Annotated in this window: 12 protein-coding genes; 6 read left to right on the top strand and 6 right to left on the bottom strand. The window is 64.7% G+C overall.

Annotated elements, in window-relative coordinates; translation table 11 throughout:
* Positions 1-5 precede the first annotated feature (5 nt).
* From APH30_RS05465 to APH30_RS05475, 3 genes are read left to right on the top strand one after another with little or no spacing between them, the layout of a single operon-like run.
* The gene (locus APH30_RS05465) at positions 6-716 is read left to right on the top strand and encodes a DUF484 family protein (RefSeq protein WP_009681647.1); all 711 of its coding nucleotides are present in this window, start codon (positions 6-8) and stop codon (positions 714-716) included.
* The gene (xerC, locus tag APH30_RS05470; RefSeq protein ID WP_054911897.1) at positions 716-1,615 is read left to right on the top strand and encodes a tyrosine recombinase XerC; all 900 of its coding nucleotides are present in this window, start codon (positions 716-718) and stop codon (positions 1,613-1,615) included. The genes APH30_RS05465 and xerC overlap by 1 nt, the downstream gene beginning before the upstream one ends.
* Positions 1,612-2,307, top strand: coding sequence for an HAD family hydrolase (locus APH30_RS05475; RefSeq protein WP_054911898.1), 696 nt, complete (start codon positions 1,612-1,614; stop codon positions 2,305-2,307). Before xerC ends, APH30_RS05475 begins: the two co-directional genes overlap by 4 nt.
* A 163-nt stretch (positions 2,308-2,470) precedes the next feature.
* Here APH30_RS05475 and sutA read toward each other — a convergent pair whose 3' ends face one another.
* The 3 genes from sutA to glnK all read right to left on the bottom strand — a co-directional run bounded on the left by sutA (position 2,471) and on the right by glnK (position 4,948).
* The gene (gene sutA / locus APH30_RS05480; protein ID WP_009681644.1) at positions 2,471-2,800 is read right to left on the bottom strand and encodes a transcriptional regulator SutA; all 330 of its coding nucleotides are present in this window, start codon (positions 2,798-2,800) and stop codon (positions 2,471-2,473) included.
* Positions 2,801-3,231: 431 nt separating this feature from the next.
* On the bottom strand, positions 3,232-4,563 hold the full coding sequence (locus tag APH30_RS05485; RefSeq protein ID WP_029887805.1) for an ammonium transporter: 1,332 nt from the start codon (positions 4,561-4,563) through the stop codon (positions 3,232-3,234).
* A gap of 46 nt (positions 4,564-4,609) precedes the next feature.
* Entirely contained in the window at positions 4,610-4,948 is a 339-nt protein-coding gene (gene glnK, locus APH30_RS05490) for a P-II family nitrogen regulator (RefSeq protein ID WP_002555808.1), read from the bottom strand.
* A 384-nt stretch (positions 4,949-5,332) separates the two neighbouring features.
* Between glnK and APH30_RS05495 the strand changes: the two genes are divergently transcribed.
* Entirely contained in the window at positions 5,333-5,599 is a 267-nt protein-coding gene (locus APH30_RS05495; RefSeq protein WP_009681642.1) for an accessory factor UbiK family protein, read from the top strand.
* A 23-nt stretch (positions 5,600-5,622) separates the two neighbouring features.
* Here the strand turns inward: APH30_RS05495 and APH30_RS05500 are convergent, their stop codons facing one another.
* The gene (locus tag APH30_RS05500; protein ID WP_054911899.1) at positions 5,623-7,635 is read right to left on the bottom strand and encodes a DUF4034 domain-containing protein; all 2,013 of its coding nucleotides are present in this window, start codon (positions 7,633-7,635) and stop codon (positions 5,623-5,625) included.
* Between the two features lie 257 nt (positions 7,636-7,892).
* On the opposite strand from APH30_RS05500, the gene APH30_RS05505 reads away from it, so the two are divergent.
* A complete protein-coding gene (locus APH30_RS05505) occupies positions 7,893-9,383 on the top strand; it encodes a YifB family Mg chelatase-like AAA ATPase (protein WP_054911900.1) in 1,491 nt (496 codons plus the stop codon).
* Between the two features lie 45 nt (positions 9,384-9,428).
* On the opposite strand, the gene APH30_RS05510 is transcribed toward APH30_RS05505, so the two are convergent.
* Both APH30_RS05510 and APH30_RS05515 read right to left on the bottom strand, forming a co-directional pair.
* Positions 9,429-9,797 (bottom strand): response regulator transcription factor, encoded by a 369-nt coding sequence (locus APH30_RS05510; RefSeq protein ID WP_054911901.1) that lies wholly within the window; start codon positions 9,795-9,797, stop codon positions 9,429-9,431.
* A complete protein-coding gene (locus APH30_RS05515; protein ID WP_054911902.1) occupies positions 9,794-10,786 on the bottom strand; it encodes a response regulator in 993 nt (330 codons plus the stop codon). Before APH30_RS05515 ends, APH30_RS05510 begins: the two co-directional genes overlap by 4 nt.
* A 241-nt stretch (positions 10,787-11,027) precedes the next feature.
* Here APH30_RS05515 and APH30_RS05520 point away from each other — a divergent pair.
* On the top strand, positions 11,028-13,630 hold a 2,603-nt coding region (locus tag APH30_RS05520), incomplete at its 3' end, for an AAA family ATPase (RefSeq protein WP_156326369.1).

Consider the following 13,630-nt stretch of genomic DNA (forward strand, 5'->3'; position numbering starts at 1 on the left):
CCGCCATGACCGATCAGCCCAAGGTTGTACCCCAGCAGTCCGCCGAGCTCGATGCCGAGGCGGTGGTCGCCTACCTTCGCGCCCACCCTACCTTCTTCAGCGAGCACGACGAGTTGCTGATCGAACAGCGTATTCCGCACCAGCGCGGCGACAGCGTGTCGCTGGTCGAGCGCCAGCTCAAGCTGCTGCGCGACCGCAACATCGAGATGCGCCACCGCCTGTCACAACTGATGGACGTGGCCCGCGACAACGACCGGCTGTTCGACAAGACGCGCCGGCTGATCCTCGACCTGCTTGATGCCGGTAGCCTGGAAGAAGTGGTCATGGCCGTCGAAGACAGCCTGCGCCAGGAGTTTCAGGTGCCCTTTGTCAGCCTGATCCTGTTCGGTGACAACGTTGCCCCCGTGGGGCGCTGGGTCAGCAATGCCGAGGCCCAGCAGGCCATCGGTGCCCTGTTGGGCGGTGGCAAGACGGTCAGCGGCAACCTGCGCGAACATGAACTGGCCTTCCTGTTCGGCGAGGAACAGCGCCGCGAGGTCGGCTCCAGCGCCGTGGCCGCGCTGGAGTACCAGGGGTTGCATGGGGTGCTGGCAATCGGTAGCCGAGACCCGCAACACTACAAGAGCAGCGTCGGCACGCTGTTCCTCGGCTACATCGCCGAAGTGCTCGGCCGTGTCGTGCCACGGGTGACCCAGACCCTGCGTTCGGTACGCTGATGGAACGCCAGCTGGAGGCTTATTGCGCACACCTGCGCAGTGAGCGCCAGGTGTCGGAGCACACCTTGCTGGGCTACCGTCGCGACCTGGACAAGGTCATTGCCTATTGCAAGGAGCACGGTATTGCCGACTGGCAAGCGCTGCAGATTCAGCAGTTGCGTCAGCTGGTCGCCCGCCTGCATCACCATGGTCAGGCCTCGCGCAGCCTGGCGCGGCTGCTGTCCGCTGTACGCGGCCTGTACCGTTACCTGAACCGCGAAGGCCTGTGCCAGCACGACCCTGCCGCCGGCTTGAGCGCCCCCAAGGGCGAGCGCAAGCTACCCAAGGTGCTGGACACCGACCGTGCGCTGCAGCTACTCGATGGCGGCGTGGACGACGACTTCATTGCCCGCCGTGACCAGGCCATGCTGGAGCTGTTCTATTCCTCGGGCCTGCGCCTGTCTGAGCTGACCAACCTCGACCTGGATCACCTGGACCTTGCCGCCGGCCTGGTGCAGGTACTGGGCAAAGGCGGCAAGGCGCGGGTGCTACCGGTCGGCCCCAAGGCCCGCGAAGCGCTGAAGGAATGGTACCGCCTGCGCGGCATCGGCAACCCGCGCGACCGCGCCGTGTTCATCACCCGCCAGGGCAACCGCATCAGCCCCCGTACCGTACAGCAGCGGGTCAAGGCCGTGGGTGAACGTGAACTGGGCCAACACCTGCACCCGCACATGCTCCGCCATTCCTTCGCCAGCCATGTGCTGGAATCGTCCCAGGACCTGCGCGCAGTGCAAGAGATGCTCGGCCATGCCGACATCAGCACCACGCAAATCTATACCCATCTGGACTTCCAGCACCTGGCGGCGGTGTACGACAGCGCCCACCCCCGGGCCAAACGCAGCAAAGGCACAGACTCATGAGCATCAAGCTGATCACCTTCGACCTCGACGACACCCTGTGGGACACCGCGCCAGTGATTGCCAGTGCGGAAGTCGTGCTGCGCGACTGGCTCGAAGCCAACGCCCCCCTCCTGGGCGGGGTGCCGGTGGAACACCTGTTCGCCATCCGCGAACGCCTGGTGCAGGCCGAGCCCGGCCTGAAGCACCGCATCAGTGCCCTGCGCCGGCGGGTACTGTTCCATGCCCTCGAAGAGGTCGGCTACAGCGAGAAACACGCACAGGACCTGGCCAATGAAGGCTTCGAGGTGTTCCTGCATGCTCGCCACCAGGTGCAGATCTTCCCCGAGGTGCAGCCAGTGCTGGAGATCCTGCGGCATCAGTACACCCTGGGCGTTGTCACCAATGGCAATGCCGACGTCAGCCGGCTGGGGCTGGCGGATTACTTCCGCTTTGCCCTGTGTGCCGAGGACCTGGGCATTGGCAAGCCGGACCCGGCGCCGTTTTTGGAGGCCTTGCGGCGTGGTGAGGTGGACGCCGGTGCGGCGGTGCACATTGGTGATCACCCGGCTGACGACATTGCCGGTGCCCAGCGCGCCGGGTTGCGTGCGGTTTGGTTCAACCCGCAGGGCAAGGCCTGGGCGGGTGAGCAGGCGCCGGATGCCGAGATTCAGCGCCTGTCGCAGTTGCCCGACGTGCTCGCACGCTGGCGCTGACAGGGGCCGCTTTGCGGCCCATTCGCGGGCACGCCCGCTCCTACAGGGACCGTGCAGGTCCCAAGACCTGTGGTGAACCTGTGGGAGCGGGCTTGCCCGCGAAGCGGCCGGCACAGGCACAAAAAAGCCCGCAGCGACGGCGGGCTTCTTGACGATCAGCCACTTAGATAGGGCGGCTGCCGTACTTGTTGTCCGGCTTCTTGGGCGGGTCGGCGACCACGTTGGCCTCGACTTCCTGCACCTTGCCACCGCGCGACAGAAATTCTTCCATCGCCTTGGCCAGTGCATCACGCTCTTTCTGCTTGGCTTCCATGCTCGGCATCTCGTCTACCGAGACTGCCGCCTTGGATTTGCCCTTGGCAGCGGGTGCCGGGCTGCTGTCGTCATCGCCAGCGTCTTCGACGCCGTCATCAGCCGCCGCTTCGAGGCCTTCATCGCCCTCGTCTTCGTCACCTACTTCGAGGTCATCATTTTCCAGATCGTCGTCGCTCATGTTCTACCTCATGACTTGCGAAAAGCAGGTTAGTTATAGACCAGTGCAGCCGTAGACCGGCAGCTACCGGTGAAAATTCAACTGGCCGTGGGTTAGGCCACTGCCCTTGGGGCCGGCGCTCCTGATGGGAGGCGGTACCCAGCAGGCCCTGCTCCTGGCAGAACCTGACAAATCCATTAGCCCCTGCTGGCCACTCGCTATTGGCAAGCCTAGCAAAGGCTGATTGAAGTGCGCGGACTGCTTGCCAAACACCCTTCGGCGCGCATTCTAGCGCGCCGGTAGAAAAAGCAAAGCACCATAAATGCCCTACGACTTGTAAGTTTTTTGCCTACGTCGCGAACGTGCCGGATAAACCGTTTGCCGAGCGGGAAATGTTAAAAATCTGGCAAAAAAATGCCCGGCAAGCCGGGCAAGTTTTTACCGCGTCGCAGTTACAGGTTGTAGCCGCGCTCGTTGTGCTGAGCCAGGTCGAGACCGACCGACTCTTCTTCTTCGTTGACCCGAAGGCCCATCACCAGGTCCAGCACCTTGAGAATCACGTAGGTGACGATGGCGGTGTAGACCACGGTAAAGATCACGCCTTTGGCCTGTACCCAGACCTGCATGCCGATGTCGGTGACAGTACCGAAGCCGCCCAGTGCCGGGGCTGCGAACACGCCGGTGAGGATGGCGCCGATGATGCCGCCCACACCGTGAACACCGAAGGCGTCCAGCGAGTCGTCATAGCCCAGCTTGCGCTTGAGGGTGGTGGCGCAGAAGTAGCAGATCACACCCGAAGCCAGGCCGATTACCAGGGCACCCATGGGGCCCACGGTACCCGCGGCCGGGGTGATGGCGACCAGGCCGGCAACCACACCCGAAGCGATGCCCAGGGCGCTCGGCTTGCCGTGGCCGATCCACTCGGCGAACATCCAGCCCAGTGCGGCAGCGGCGGTGGCGATCTGGGTCACCAGCATGGCCATGCCGGCGGTGCCGTTGGCCGCTGCAGCAGAACCTGCGTTGAAGCCGAACCAGCCGATCCACAGCATGGCCGCGCCCATCAGGGTGTAGCCCAGATTGTGGGGCGCCATCGGGGTGGTCGGGTAGCCTTTGCGCTTGCCCAGTACCAGGCAGCAGACCAGGCCGGCGATACCTGCGTTGATGTGCACCACGGTGCCGCCAGCGAAGTCCAGTACGCCCCAGTCCCACATCAGTGCACCGTCACCGCTCCACACCATGTGCGCGATTGGCGCGTATACCAGGGTGAACCAGATACCCATGAACACCAGCATCGCGGAGAACTTCATGCGCTCGGCGAAGGCACCGACGATCAGCGCCGGGGTGATGATGGCGAAGGTCATCTGGAAGGTGATGAACACCGCTTCAGGGAACAGCGCAGTGGCCGAAGTCAGGCTCTCGGGCGTGACACCGCTGAGGAAGGCCTTGGAGAAGCCGCCAACGAACGAATTGAAATTGAGTACGCCTTTTTCCATACCGGCGGTATCGAAGGCCATGCTATAGCCGTAGACGACCCAGAGAATGCTCATCAGGCCGGTGATTGCAAAGCACTGCATCATCACCGACAGCACGTTCTTGGAACGCACCATGCCGCCATAGAACAGGGCCAGGCCCGGAATGGTCATGAACAGCACCAGCGCCGTCGCGGTCAGCATCCAGGCGGTGTCGCCGGAGTTCAGCGCTGGGGCAGCTTCCTCTGCCAGGGCGAGCCCGGGGGTTACGAGGGACAATAGGGCTCCTAGCCCTGCGATCTTACGCAGAGTCATGTTGTTTTCTCCTGGGGCTTTGGGTTTGGTGAGGCTTTGTTGTTGCTTAGATCGCGTCGGTATCGGTTTCGCCGGTACGGATACGGATCGCCTGCTCCAGATTCACCACGAAAATCTTGCCGTCACCGATCTTGCCGGTGTTGGCTGCCTTGGTGATGGCTTCGATTACCCGATCAAGGTCCTTGTCATCGATGGCGACATCGATCTTCACCTTGGGCAGGAAATCGACCACATACTCAGCACCGCGGTACAGCTCGGTGTGGCCCTTCTGGCGACCGAAACCTTTGACTTCGGTGACGGTGATACCCTGCACGCCGATTTCCGACAGTGACTCGCGCACGTCGTCCAGCTTGAACGGCTTGATGATGGCTGTGACTAGCTTCATGAAACTCTCTCCCGATTTGGTGGACTTGCCCCAGGAAAACAAACCCGTCTCAAGTCTAAGCGCAGCGGTTGGCTTTGTAACGCGTCGTCGGCATCCGGCTCCGCGTGCGCACTGCCTGGTCACAAGGAACTGCATCAGTGCATGGCTCGAACTGGTCTTTGCAGAAACCTTGCCAGTTCCGCCAAAGCCACGAAAAACAGCGAGTTATGTGATTTAGTCAGGATTGGCCAGTCGCCAGCATGCAGATCATGCACAGTTTCGGTGCGCTAGGGCGGGGGCTGCTGCTCGAAAAACGTGCAGTACCGCGCGAGCGTCTGTGAAAGAAAGGCCCATGTGCGTGCGTGCTACACTGCTGGCCATTTCTCAGTTTCAATGGAAAGCCCCATGCTCGCGCCCAAAGCCCTTCTCGATGCCCTGAGCGACCAAGCCTCGCGTCTGTTCAGCAGCGATACCGCACAGCCTCGCGCCGAACTGGAAAGTCAGTTCAAAGTGCTGATGCAAGGGGCGTTCAGCAAACTGGACCTGGTCAGCCGTGACGAATTCGACAGCCAGATGGTCGTGCTGGCGCGCACCCGTGCACGCCTTGAGGCCCTGGAGCAACAGGTAGCAGAGCTGGAAGCGCGGCTGGCCCCTACTGCCCAGCAGGACTGAACCAGACCTGCTGCTGCCACACGTCAGGCGGAAACCTGCAGGGCGTTCAGCTCAGGCGGCCTGGGCGGTAGCTCACTGGCATGCAGGGTGCCGCGCAACAGCGCTGCACCACATTGGGTGAACACTGTTTTCAGCCGGTTGTGCGAGTTGAGTATCTGGGCCTGGATACGCGCGATGGTGGCGTCTGCCGGCTGCAAGCTGGCCGCACGGTTGGCCCATTCGATGGCGGCAAAGCGGCTTTGCTTGCGGGTGCCGCGCCCCTGCATCCAGGCCAGCCCCAGCTCGGCACTGGCGCGTGCGGCAATTCCCAGATCAGGGTGCTCGACCAGGCTCAACAGGTAGGCCACAGCCTCGGCCCGCTCCCGAGAGTTGCCGAACTGGCGCAACAGGATGCCCAGATGCAAACGCGCGCGGGCATTGGTTTGAGCATCGCCCAGCGCGTCGACCAGCAGGTGCCTGACGGCCAGCATGGCGCTGCGCTCGCTGAGGTCCTCGCCATCCTTCATGCGCAGGCACGCCAGCTTGTATTTGGCCCGGCGGCTGCCCGCTGCCACTGCGCGCCGTAGCCAATGTTCAGCGGCCTGGCGATTAATGTACTCCTGCGGGGTATTCGCCTGGCCACCACAGTACAAGTCATACAAGCCAAGGGCTGCCCCCGGCAGGTTCAGTTCGGCACAACGCTCATACAGGTAGACGGCCGCTTCATGGCGGTTGGCAGCCAACAGCAGGCGCGCCGCCGCAAGCACCGTGAACCCCGGCGCATGGCCTGCCAGCTGGCGTTTCACCGCCCGCTGCGACCATGCCCGGGCCTGCTCGGCCGAGCGTGGCAGCCCCCACAGACCAAAGCAGTGCCCTGCGGCGCGCAAGGCACAGGCGCCCGCATGGCAGCGCCCGTCGCACAGGCGCTCGAGGGCGCGGCGCAGCAACTGCTGCTGATCCGCCAGGCCGTCGCGCAGTATCAGCTCGGCCAGGCAACGGAACGGCTCGCCCATGGCCCCGATGGCTCCGTGATCGGCATTGCATGCCAGGCTTGCGGCAAAGTCGCCAATCGCGCCGGCCTGATCGTGCAATGCAGTACAGCGCAACGCCCCCCGCCAGGCCAGCAGTACTGCGCGCTCCCTTGGCCTCAGCGGGCGCTGTGCCCAGGCGTCGAACAACTGCTGCCAGGTGGCCACGGCCTGCAACTGGTCGGCAGCCGGCAACAGTAGCTGTTCTTCGACGGCCATCCAGCGCAAGGCGTTACGCAGGCGCTCGTCCCAACTGGCGCACAACGGGCCGCTGGCCAACAGTTCAAGCGCATCGGCACCGGCGCCCGACCGCGGCAACAGGTAGATAGCCAGGGCCTGGATGGCTTCGAAGCAACCGGGGCGCAGGTCCAGGGCGTGGCGGAGCCAGTAGTAACGCGGGTCCTGGGTGTCCTGGTAGGTCCGCTTGGCCAGGCACGCGGGCAAGCTGCTTGGCAGTTCCGCCAGCGGTTGCACCCCATGCCTGACCAACAGCGGCGCGGCGGCTTCCTGCACCTCCACGTCGGCATGGGCACTGGGCCGATAGCGCGCAGGCCGCCCGTTGAACAACTCGGCCAACCAGCCAGGCTCGCGCAACTGCGCACTGACGCGCAGCATGCCGATGGCCGCTGCCAGCGGTTGCGCCGAACGCTCCAGGGCCTGCAGCAGGTGCGCAGTCGCGGTTTCGCATATCTGCCCTACGGCCAGCACACGCGCAGCGTTGGGTTGGCCATCAGCCTGTACCCGGCAAGCGCGGTGGAAGCAGTGCATGCCCATTACCACGTGCGGGTGGTAAGCCTTGGGGCAGGCATCGACCCAGGCTTTGAGCACCTGGCTCGGGGCTTTGTCGCCCTGGTTGTCGAGGTCGGCGAACATGTGGCCTTCCAGGGCCGCCAGGTAGGCCGGAAACTCGCCGGGCGGCGCCTGATACCACTGCGCCTCGAGGCGGTCGAAAAAACGGGTAAGTTCAACGAATGCGCGGGCCTGCACCAGTTCGCGGATTACCTGGTGAGTGTGGGTGAGCGTTTGCACGGAGCAATTCCTCAAGTCCATTTGGAAGAAGGGACAGTGCCATTCCATGGCAACTGCAGTTGCCCAACAACACTAAGCCATACCCGGCCCCTGCGCAAAGAATATTGGATCCACCTTTTGCTCAGAGGTGTAAAAATCCGCGATAAATCCCTGCCCGGAAAAACCACGACGCACACTTCTTGCGCCGGCAGTAGGAGCGCTGGCTATCCTGTGCGCTACCGCAGGAAGCGGCCTTCACCCGCGACAACGGAGCGTCCATGTCCCTAGCCCTCGTCCATAGCCGCGCCCAGGTGGGCGTACAGGCACCGGCGGTCAGCGTCGAAACGCACCTGACCAATGGCTTGCCGCACCTCACCCTGGTCGGCCTACCGGAAACCACCGTCAAGGAAAGCAAAGACCGGGTACGCAGCGCCATCGTCAATTCCGGGTTGAACTACCCACAACGGCGCATCACCCAGAACCTGGCCCCCGCCGACCTGCCCAAGGATGGCGGGCGCTACGACCTGGCCATTGCCTTGGGCATCCTCGCCGCCGACGGCCAACTGCCAACCGCGGCCCTTACCGAGCTTGAATGCCTGGGCGAACTGGCACTGTCTGGCACGTTGCGCCCGGTGCAGGGGGTATTGCCGGCGGCACTGGCGGCCCGCGAAGCAGGCCGGGCGCTGGTGGTGCCACGGGAAAACGCCGAGGAGGCCAGCCTGGCCAGCGGCCTGGCGGTGTATGCCGTGGGGCACTTGCTGGAGCTGGTTGCCCACCTCAACGGCCAGGTGCCCCTGGCGCCCTATGCGGCCAACGGTTTGATCCTGCAGCAACGGCCTTACCCGGACCTGAGCGAGGTGCAAGGGCAACTGGCAGCCAAGCGCGCCTTGCTGCTGGCAGCCGCCGGGGCGCACAACCTGTTGTTCACCGGCCCGCCCGGCACCGGCAAGACCTTGCTCGCCAGCCGGCTGCCCGGGCTGCTGCCGCCGCTGGACGAGCACGAGGCGCTGGAAGTGGCGGCGATCCAGTCGGTCAGCGGCCATGCACCGCTGAGCAGCTGGCCGCAGCGCCCCTTTCGCCACCCGCACCACTCCGCCTCTGGCCCGGCACTGGTGGGGGGCAGCAGCCGGCCGCAACCTGGCGAAATCACCCTCGCCCACCACGGTGTGCTGTTCCTTGACGAGCTGCCGGAATTCGAGCGCCGCGTGCTTGAGGTGTTACGCGAGCCATTGGAGTCCGGTGAAATCGTGATTGCCCGGGCCCGCGACAAGGTACGCTTTCCCGCGCGCTTTCAGTTGGTGGCGGCCATGAACCCCTGCCCGTGCGGCTACCTCGGCGACCCGACCGGCCGTTGCCGCTGCAGCACCGAGCAGATCGCCCGCTACCGCAACAAACTGTCCGGGCCACTGCTGGACCGCATCGACCTGCACCTGACCGTGGCCCGCGAAAGCACCACGCTGAACAACCAGCCTAGCGGTGAAACCAGTGCCGCTGTGGCTGTGAAGGTGGCACAGGCCCGAGCGCTGCAACACGGGCGTCAGGCCTGCGCGAATGCCTTCCTCGATCTCGAAGGTTTACGCCGGCATTGTGCCTTGAAAGCCGCCGACCAGGTCTGGCTTGAAAATGCCTGCGAGCGGCTGACGCTATCGCTGCGCGCGGCACACCGGTTGTTGAAGGTGGCGCGAACTCTGGCGGACCTGGAGGGGTGCGAGGCCATTGGCCGGGCGCATCTGGCCGAGGCCCTGCAGTATCGGCCGGGGAGCAGTTAGGTTGCGCAGTGGCCTTGCAGGCAAGGGCCTGCACCACCCCTTGGTTTACTGGCGGCCAGCCAATGCCCGTTCAACCACCGCCAGCAATACCTCTTCAGAAAACGGCTTGCCCAGGCACTCCAGCGCCCCCAGCCGCCTCGCCGCCTGCATGGCGGCATCATCCCAATGCGCCGACATGCAGATCACCACTATCGGCCATTGCCGAAGCGCCAGCTCACGCTGCACGTGCAGCCCGCTCATGCCGGGCATCTTCAGATCGAGCAGCACGCAACCGGCCTGCCCTGCCCGTTCAGACGCCAGGAACGGGGCACCGCCAGCGAAGGTTAGGGTCTCGAACCCGGCTGAACGCAGCAGGTTGGCCAGGCTCTTGCGCACCGAAGCATCGTCATCGACGATGCATACCCATCTGCTCATGCGCCGCCCATGCCCTCCTGCTGTGTGCCGAGCACGTTGTGCATGGCCACCAACTCCACCAATGAGCGCGACTGCATCTTGTTCATGATGCTCTTCTTGTGCACCTTGGTGGTCACCTCACTGGTGCCGATCTGCCTGGCGATCTGCTTGTGCGACAGGCCGTCGACCACCAGCGAGAACACCTGGCGCTCACGCGGGGTCAGGCGCTGGTACTTTTCCGCCACGAGCCGGGCATGGCGCCACTTGCGCCCTTCGGCCACGGCACGCACCCGCAGCGTCCCCAGCAGGGCCAGCAACTGCTCCTCGTCAAAAGGCTTGGTGAGGAACTCCACGGCACCTGCGCGCATCGCCTGCACGGTCATCGCAATGGTGCCAAAGCCGGTCATGAACACGATCGGCCAGGGCAGCGCCAGCTGGCGCAGCGTTTCCTGCACTTGCAAGCCGGTGATATCGGGCAGGTGCATGTCGAGCAACAGGCAGGCGTAAGGGGTTTCCAGCCGGGCTTCGAACAGCGCCTCGGCACTGGCGAACAGATGATGGGGTATGCCCTGCGAGCGCAGCAGCCGGCCGAGCGCCGTGCGTACCGATGGGTCGTCATCAACCACCAGCACTGGCACATCCGCACTTTCGCCGGATGGCTCCAGGGTGTCGGCGCCTGCGCACAACGGCAAAGCCCCCAATGCCCGGCCTGGGGCCGCAAAGCTGATCTCGGCCGCCAACCGGTAGCCACGCCGAGGTACGGTCTGAATCAGCCCACGGTCGCCAAATGCCTTGCGCAGCAACGACACCTGGACCTGCAGGTTGTTGTCCTCGACCACGGTGCCGGCCCACACCTGGCTGAACAATTCTTCCTTGTCGACCACCCGGCCCTTGGCCCTGATCAGTGTGGCCAGCACCTCGAACGCGCGCCCGCCCAGCAGCATGGGCTTACCGTCGCGCAACACTTCGCGGCGCTCCAGGGACACCAGGGCATTGCCTATTCGGATCATGGCTTCCTCGCACGGGCACGGGCATTCGCGCAGCCACGAACAGCCTAGGCCAGCGGATGCGGTGGAACAACTATCCCGAGGGATAGGGTGTTCAAGGCACTATACAAGCGCCCGGAAAAGGCCAGGGGACGATAACAGACAACAGCGTGCCCGTTCCTGCCAAGCGGGCTGCAACCTGCATTCCCCTTGGGCTGGCTGCGTATACTCACGTCTCGGGATGTCGCCAGCAGGGGGGTGTTTCATGCGCGATGAACGCCTTGCTCACAGGCCCATCGATTACGACCAGACAGTCGACGAAAGCTGGCTCAACAACTGCGACATCACAGCGTTGGGCCAGGATGGCGAGCTCAGTTGCTTCCGCCTGTGCGACCCCACCAGCGGGCAAGCCTGGCTCGCCATGCGCGCACCGCTCGAAGCGCCCGCCGCCTGTCAGCGCCTGGAGCGCGACTACCGGCTGAAACTGGACCCACAGTGGGCAGTGGTGCCGTGCGCGTTCGTGCGTTCCCCCGAAGGCCCACTGCTGGTGTACCCGGCCGGTCACTCCATCGCCGACCTGCTCAGCGAAGGCCGGCTGGCGCTGGAGCCGTTCCTGGAGATTGCGCTGAACGCCGCCACTGCCTTGGCCCAGGCCCACCAAAGCAATGTACTGCACGGCGCCCTGCAGCCAGCCCATGTGCATGTGCAGGACAACTTGCAGGTGCGGCTGGGCGGGTTCCGTGCAACACCTGCGCATCCGCTCGGCGAGCAAGGCATGCCGCTCGGCAACTGGACCTACCTGGCGCCCGAGCAAGTCTGCCCGCACGGCAGCAACAACGACCTGCGCAGTGACATCTATGCCCTGGGGGCGATCCTGTACCAGCTACTGCTCGGTGAATTGCCGCTGACCGGGCGCGATACCCAGCACTGGCGTCAGCTGCATGCCGGGGTACAACCCAAGACCGCCTGCGAAGTCGACAACCGCGTGCCGCAGCCGCTGAGCAGCGTGCTGGCCAAGGCCCTGGCCAAGGAACCGGACGCACGCTACCAGAGCGCACACGCCCTGGCCGTCGACCTGGGCTACTGCCAGCGGCAATGGGCTGCCAGCAAACACATGGCGGCCTTTGAACCAGGTTGCGCCGACCCGGTCGCCGCCCATGGCAGCCGCCTGTATGGCCGCGATGCCGAACAGCAGGCCATTGCGCTGCTGCTCAAGGGGTTGCGCCGCGACAGCACGCCGCAAGTGCTGCATATTCAAGGCGCCGCAGGCATGGGCAAGTCGAGCCTGGTGGCCGCTGCACTCAAGGCCAATGCTCAAGGGTACTGGGCGATCGGCAAGTGCAACAGCGTGTCGCAGGCTGCGCCCTACGCGCCTTGGGTGGAAATCCTCGGCGCCCTGACCACCCAGTTGCTGGCCAAGGACAGCCACGAACTCGACGCCCTGCGCCACGACATCCTGCGCCGCATCCAAGGCCACGGCCGGCTGCTGGGCAAGCTGGCGCCAGACCTGCAGCTAGTGCTCGGCGCGTTGCCGCCACTGCCAGGCAAACTTACCCCCATGGCGCTGCAGAAGGAGCTGCGGGCCGTGGTCGAATTCCTTGCAGTATTCAGCCGCCCCGGCCTGCCACTGGTGCTGTTCATCGACGACATCCAGTGGGTCGATGACGCCTCGCGCCAGCTCCTGGCGCAACTGCTGGCAAACGCGCCCGGCAACCTGCTGCTGATCTTTGCCCAACGCAGCGACACCGGCACTACCCAAGGCCCGGTCAGTGTCCCCCACTCACTGCGCAGCACCACCCTGAACCTGCGACCGCTGGCCGTTGGCGCGGTGGCAGAGTTGATCGCCGAGCGCTACCACGTGGATGCCGAAGCCGCCCTGGCACTGGCTGCACAGGTACATGAGAAGACCGCAGGCAACCCGTTCTTCATCCACCAGATCCTGCGCGCCATGGTCGAAGACCAGTTGTTCTTCTTCGATACCCAGGCCATGCGTTGGTCGTGGTGCCCACAGGCCGTGGCCCGTCACCGTTACGCCGACAATGTCGCCGAGCTGATGATCCACCGCCTGGCGCGCCTTCCCGCGCCACAGCGCGACGTACTGCGCATCGCCAGCGCCGCAGGCAGCCGCTGCGACAATGGCGTATTGCAGCGGGTGCTGGGGCGGGCGCCAGGCACTGCGGTACAGGCCCTGATTGCCGCGGGCTTCCTGCTGTCGAGCCAGAGCGGCCTGGGCTTCGTACATGACCGCGTGCAGGAAGCGGCGTATCAACTCACGCCAGGGCACGAGCGCGAAGCGCTGCATGCGCGCATTGCCGTGGCCATGCTCGGGGCTTGGCCAGACCGCTTGCAGGCGCTGCTGTTCGAGATTGCCCATCAGCTGCAACGCGCCAGCCCGTGCGGGTTTGCCGCAAATGACTGCGCAACCTTCCTGCAGCTTACGTACGAGGCGGCACAGCGGGCGCGTGACAGCCGCGCCTATGAGCAGGCCGCCGGCTACCTGCACACGGCACAACAGCTGCTCGAAGCCTGCAGTACGCTGGAAAGCCGCGCCACGCTTGGCTTTGCCATTGCCAGCATGGCAACGGAGTGCGACTTGCAACTGTCGCGCACGGTCGCCGCCCAGGCCCGCCTGGCTGAATGCCGCCAGCGTGCCGGCTCGACGCTGGAGCGGGCCAGGGTGTGCCAGTTGCAGGCACGCCTGGAGACCTTGCAGGGTAACTGCCAGGCTGCCATCGCCAGCGCGCTTGGCGGCCTGCGGATGCTGGGTATCGAACTCGCGCCGGGCCTTGACCCACACCAGGTACAAGCCAGCCATGCCCGTGTGCAAAGCCTGATCGAGCAGAAAGGCCTTCACTGCCTGGAGTCGCT

The sequence above is a fragment of the Pseudomonas sp. NBRC 111127 genome (assembly GCF_001320345.1).
In the GTDB taxonomy this organism is placed as follows: domain Bacteria; phylum Pseudomonadota; class Gammaproteobacteria; order Pseudomonadales; family Pseudomonadaceae; genus Aquipseudomonas; species Aquipseudomonas juntendi.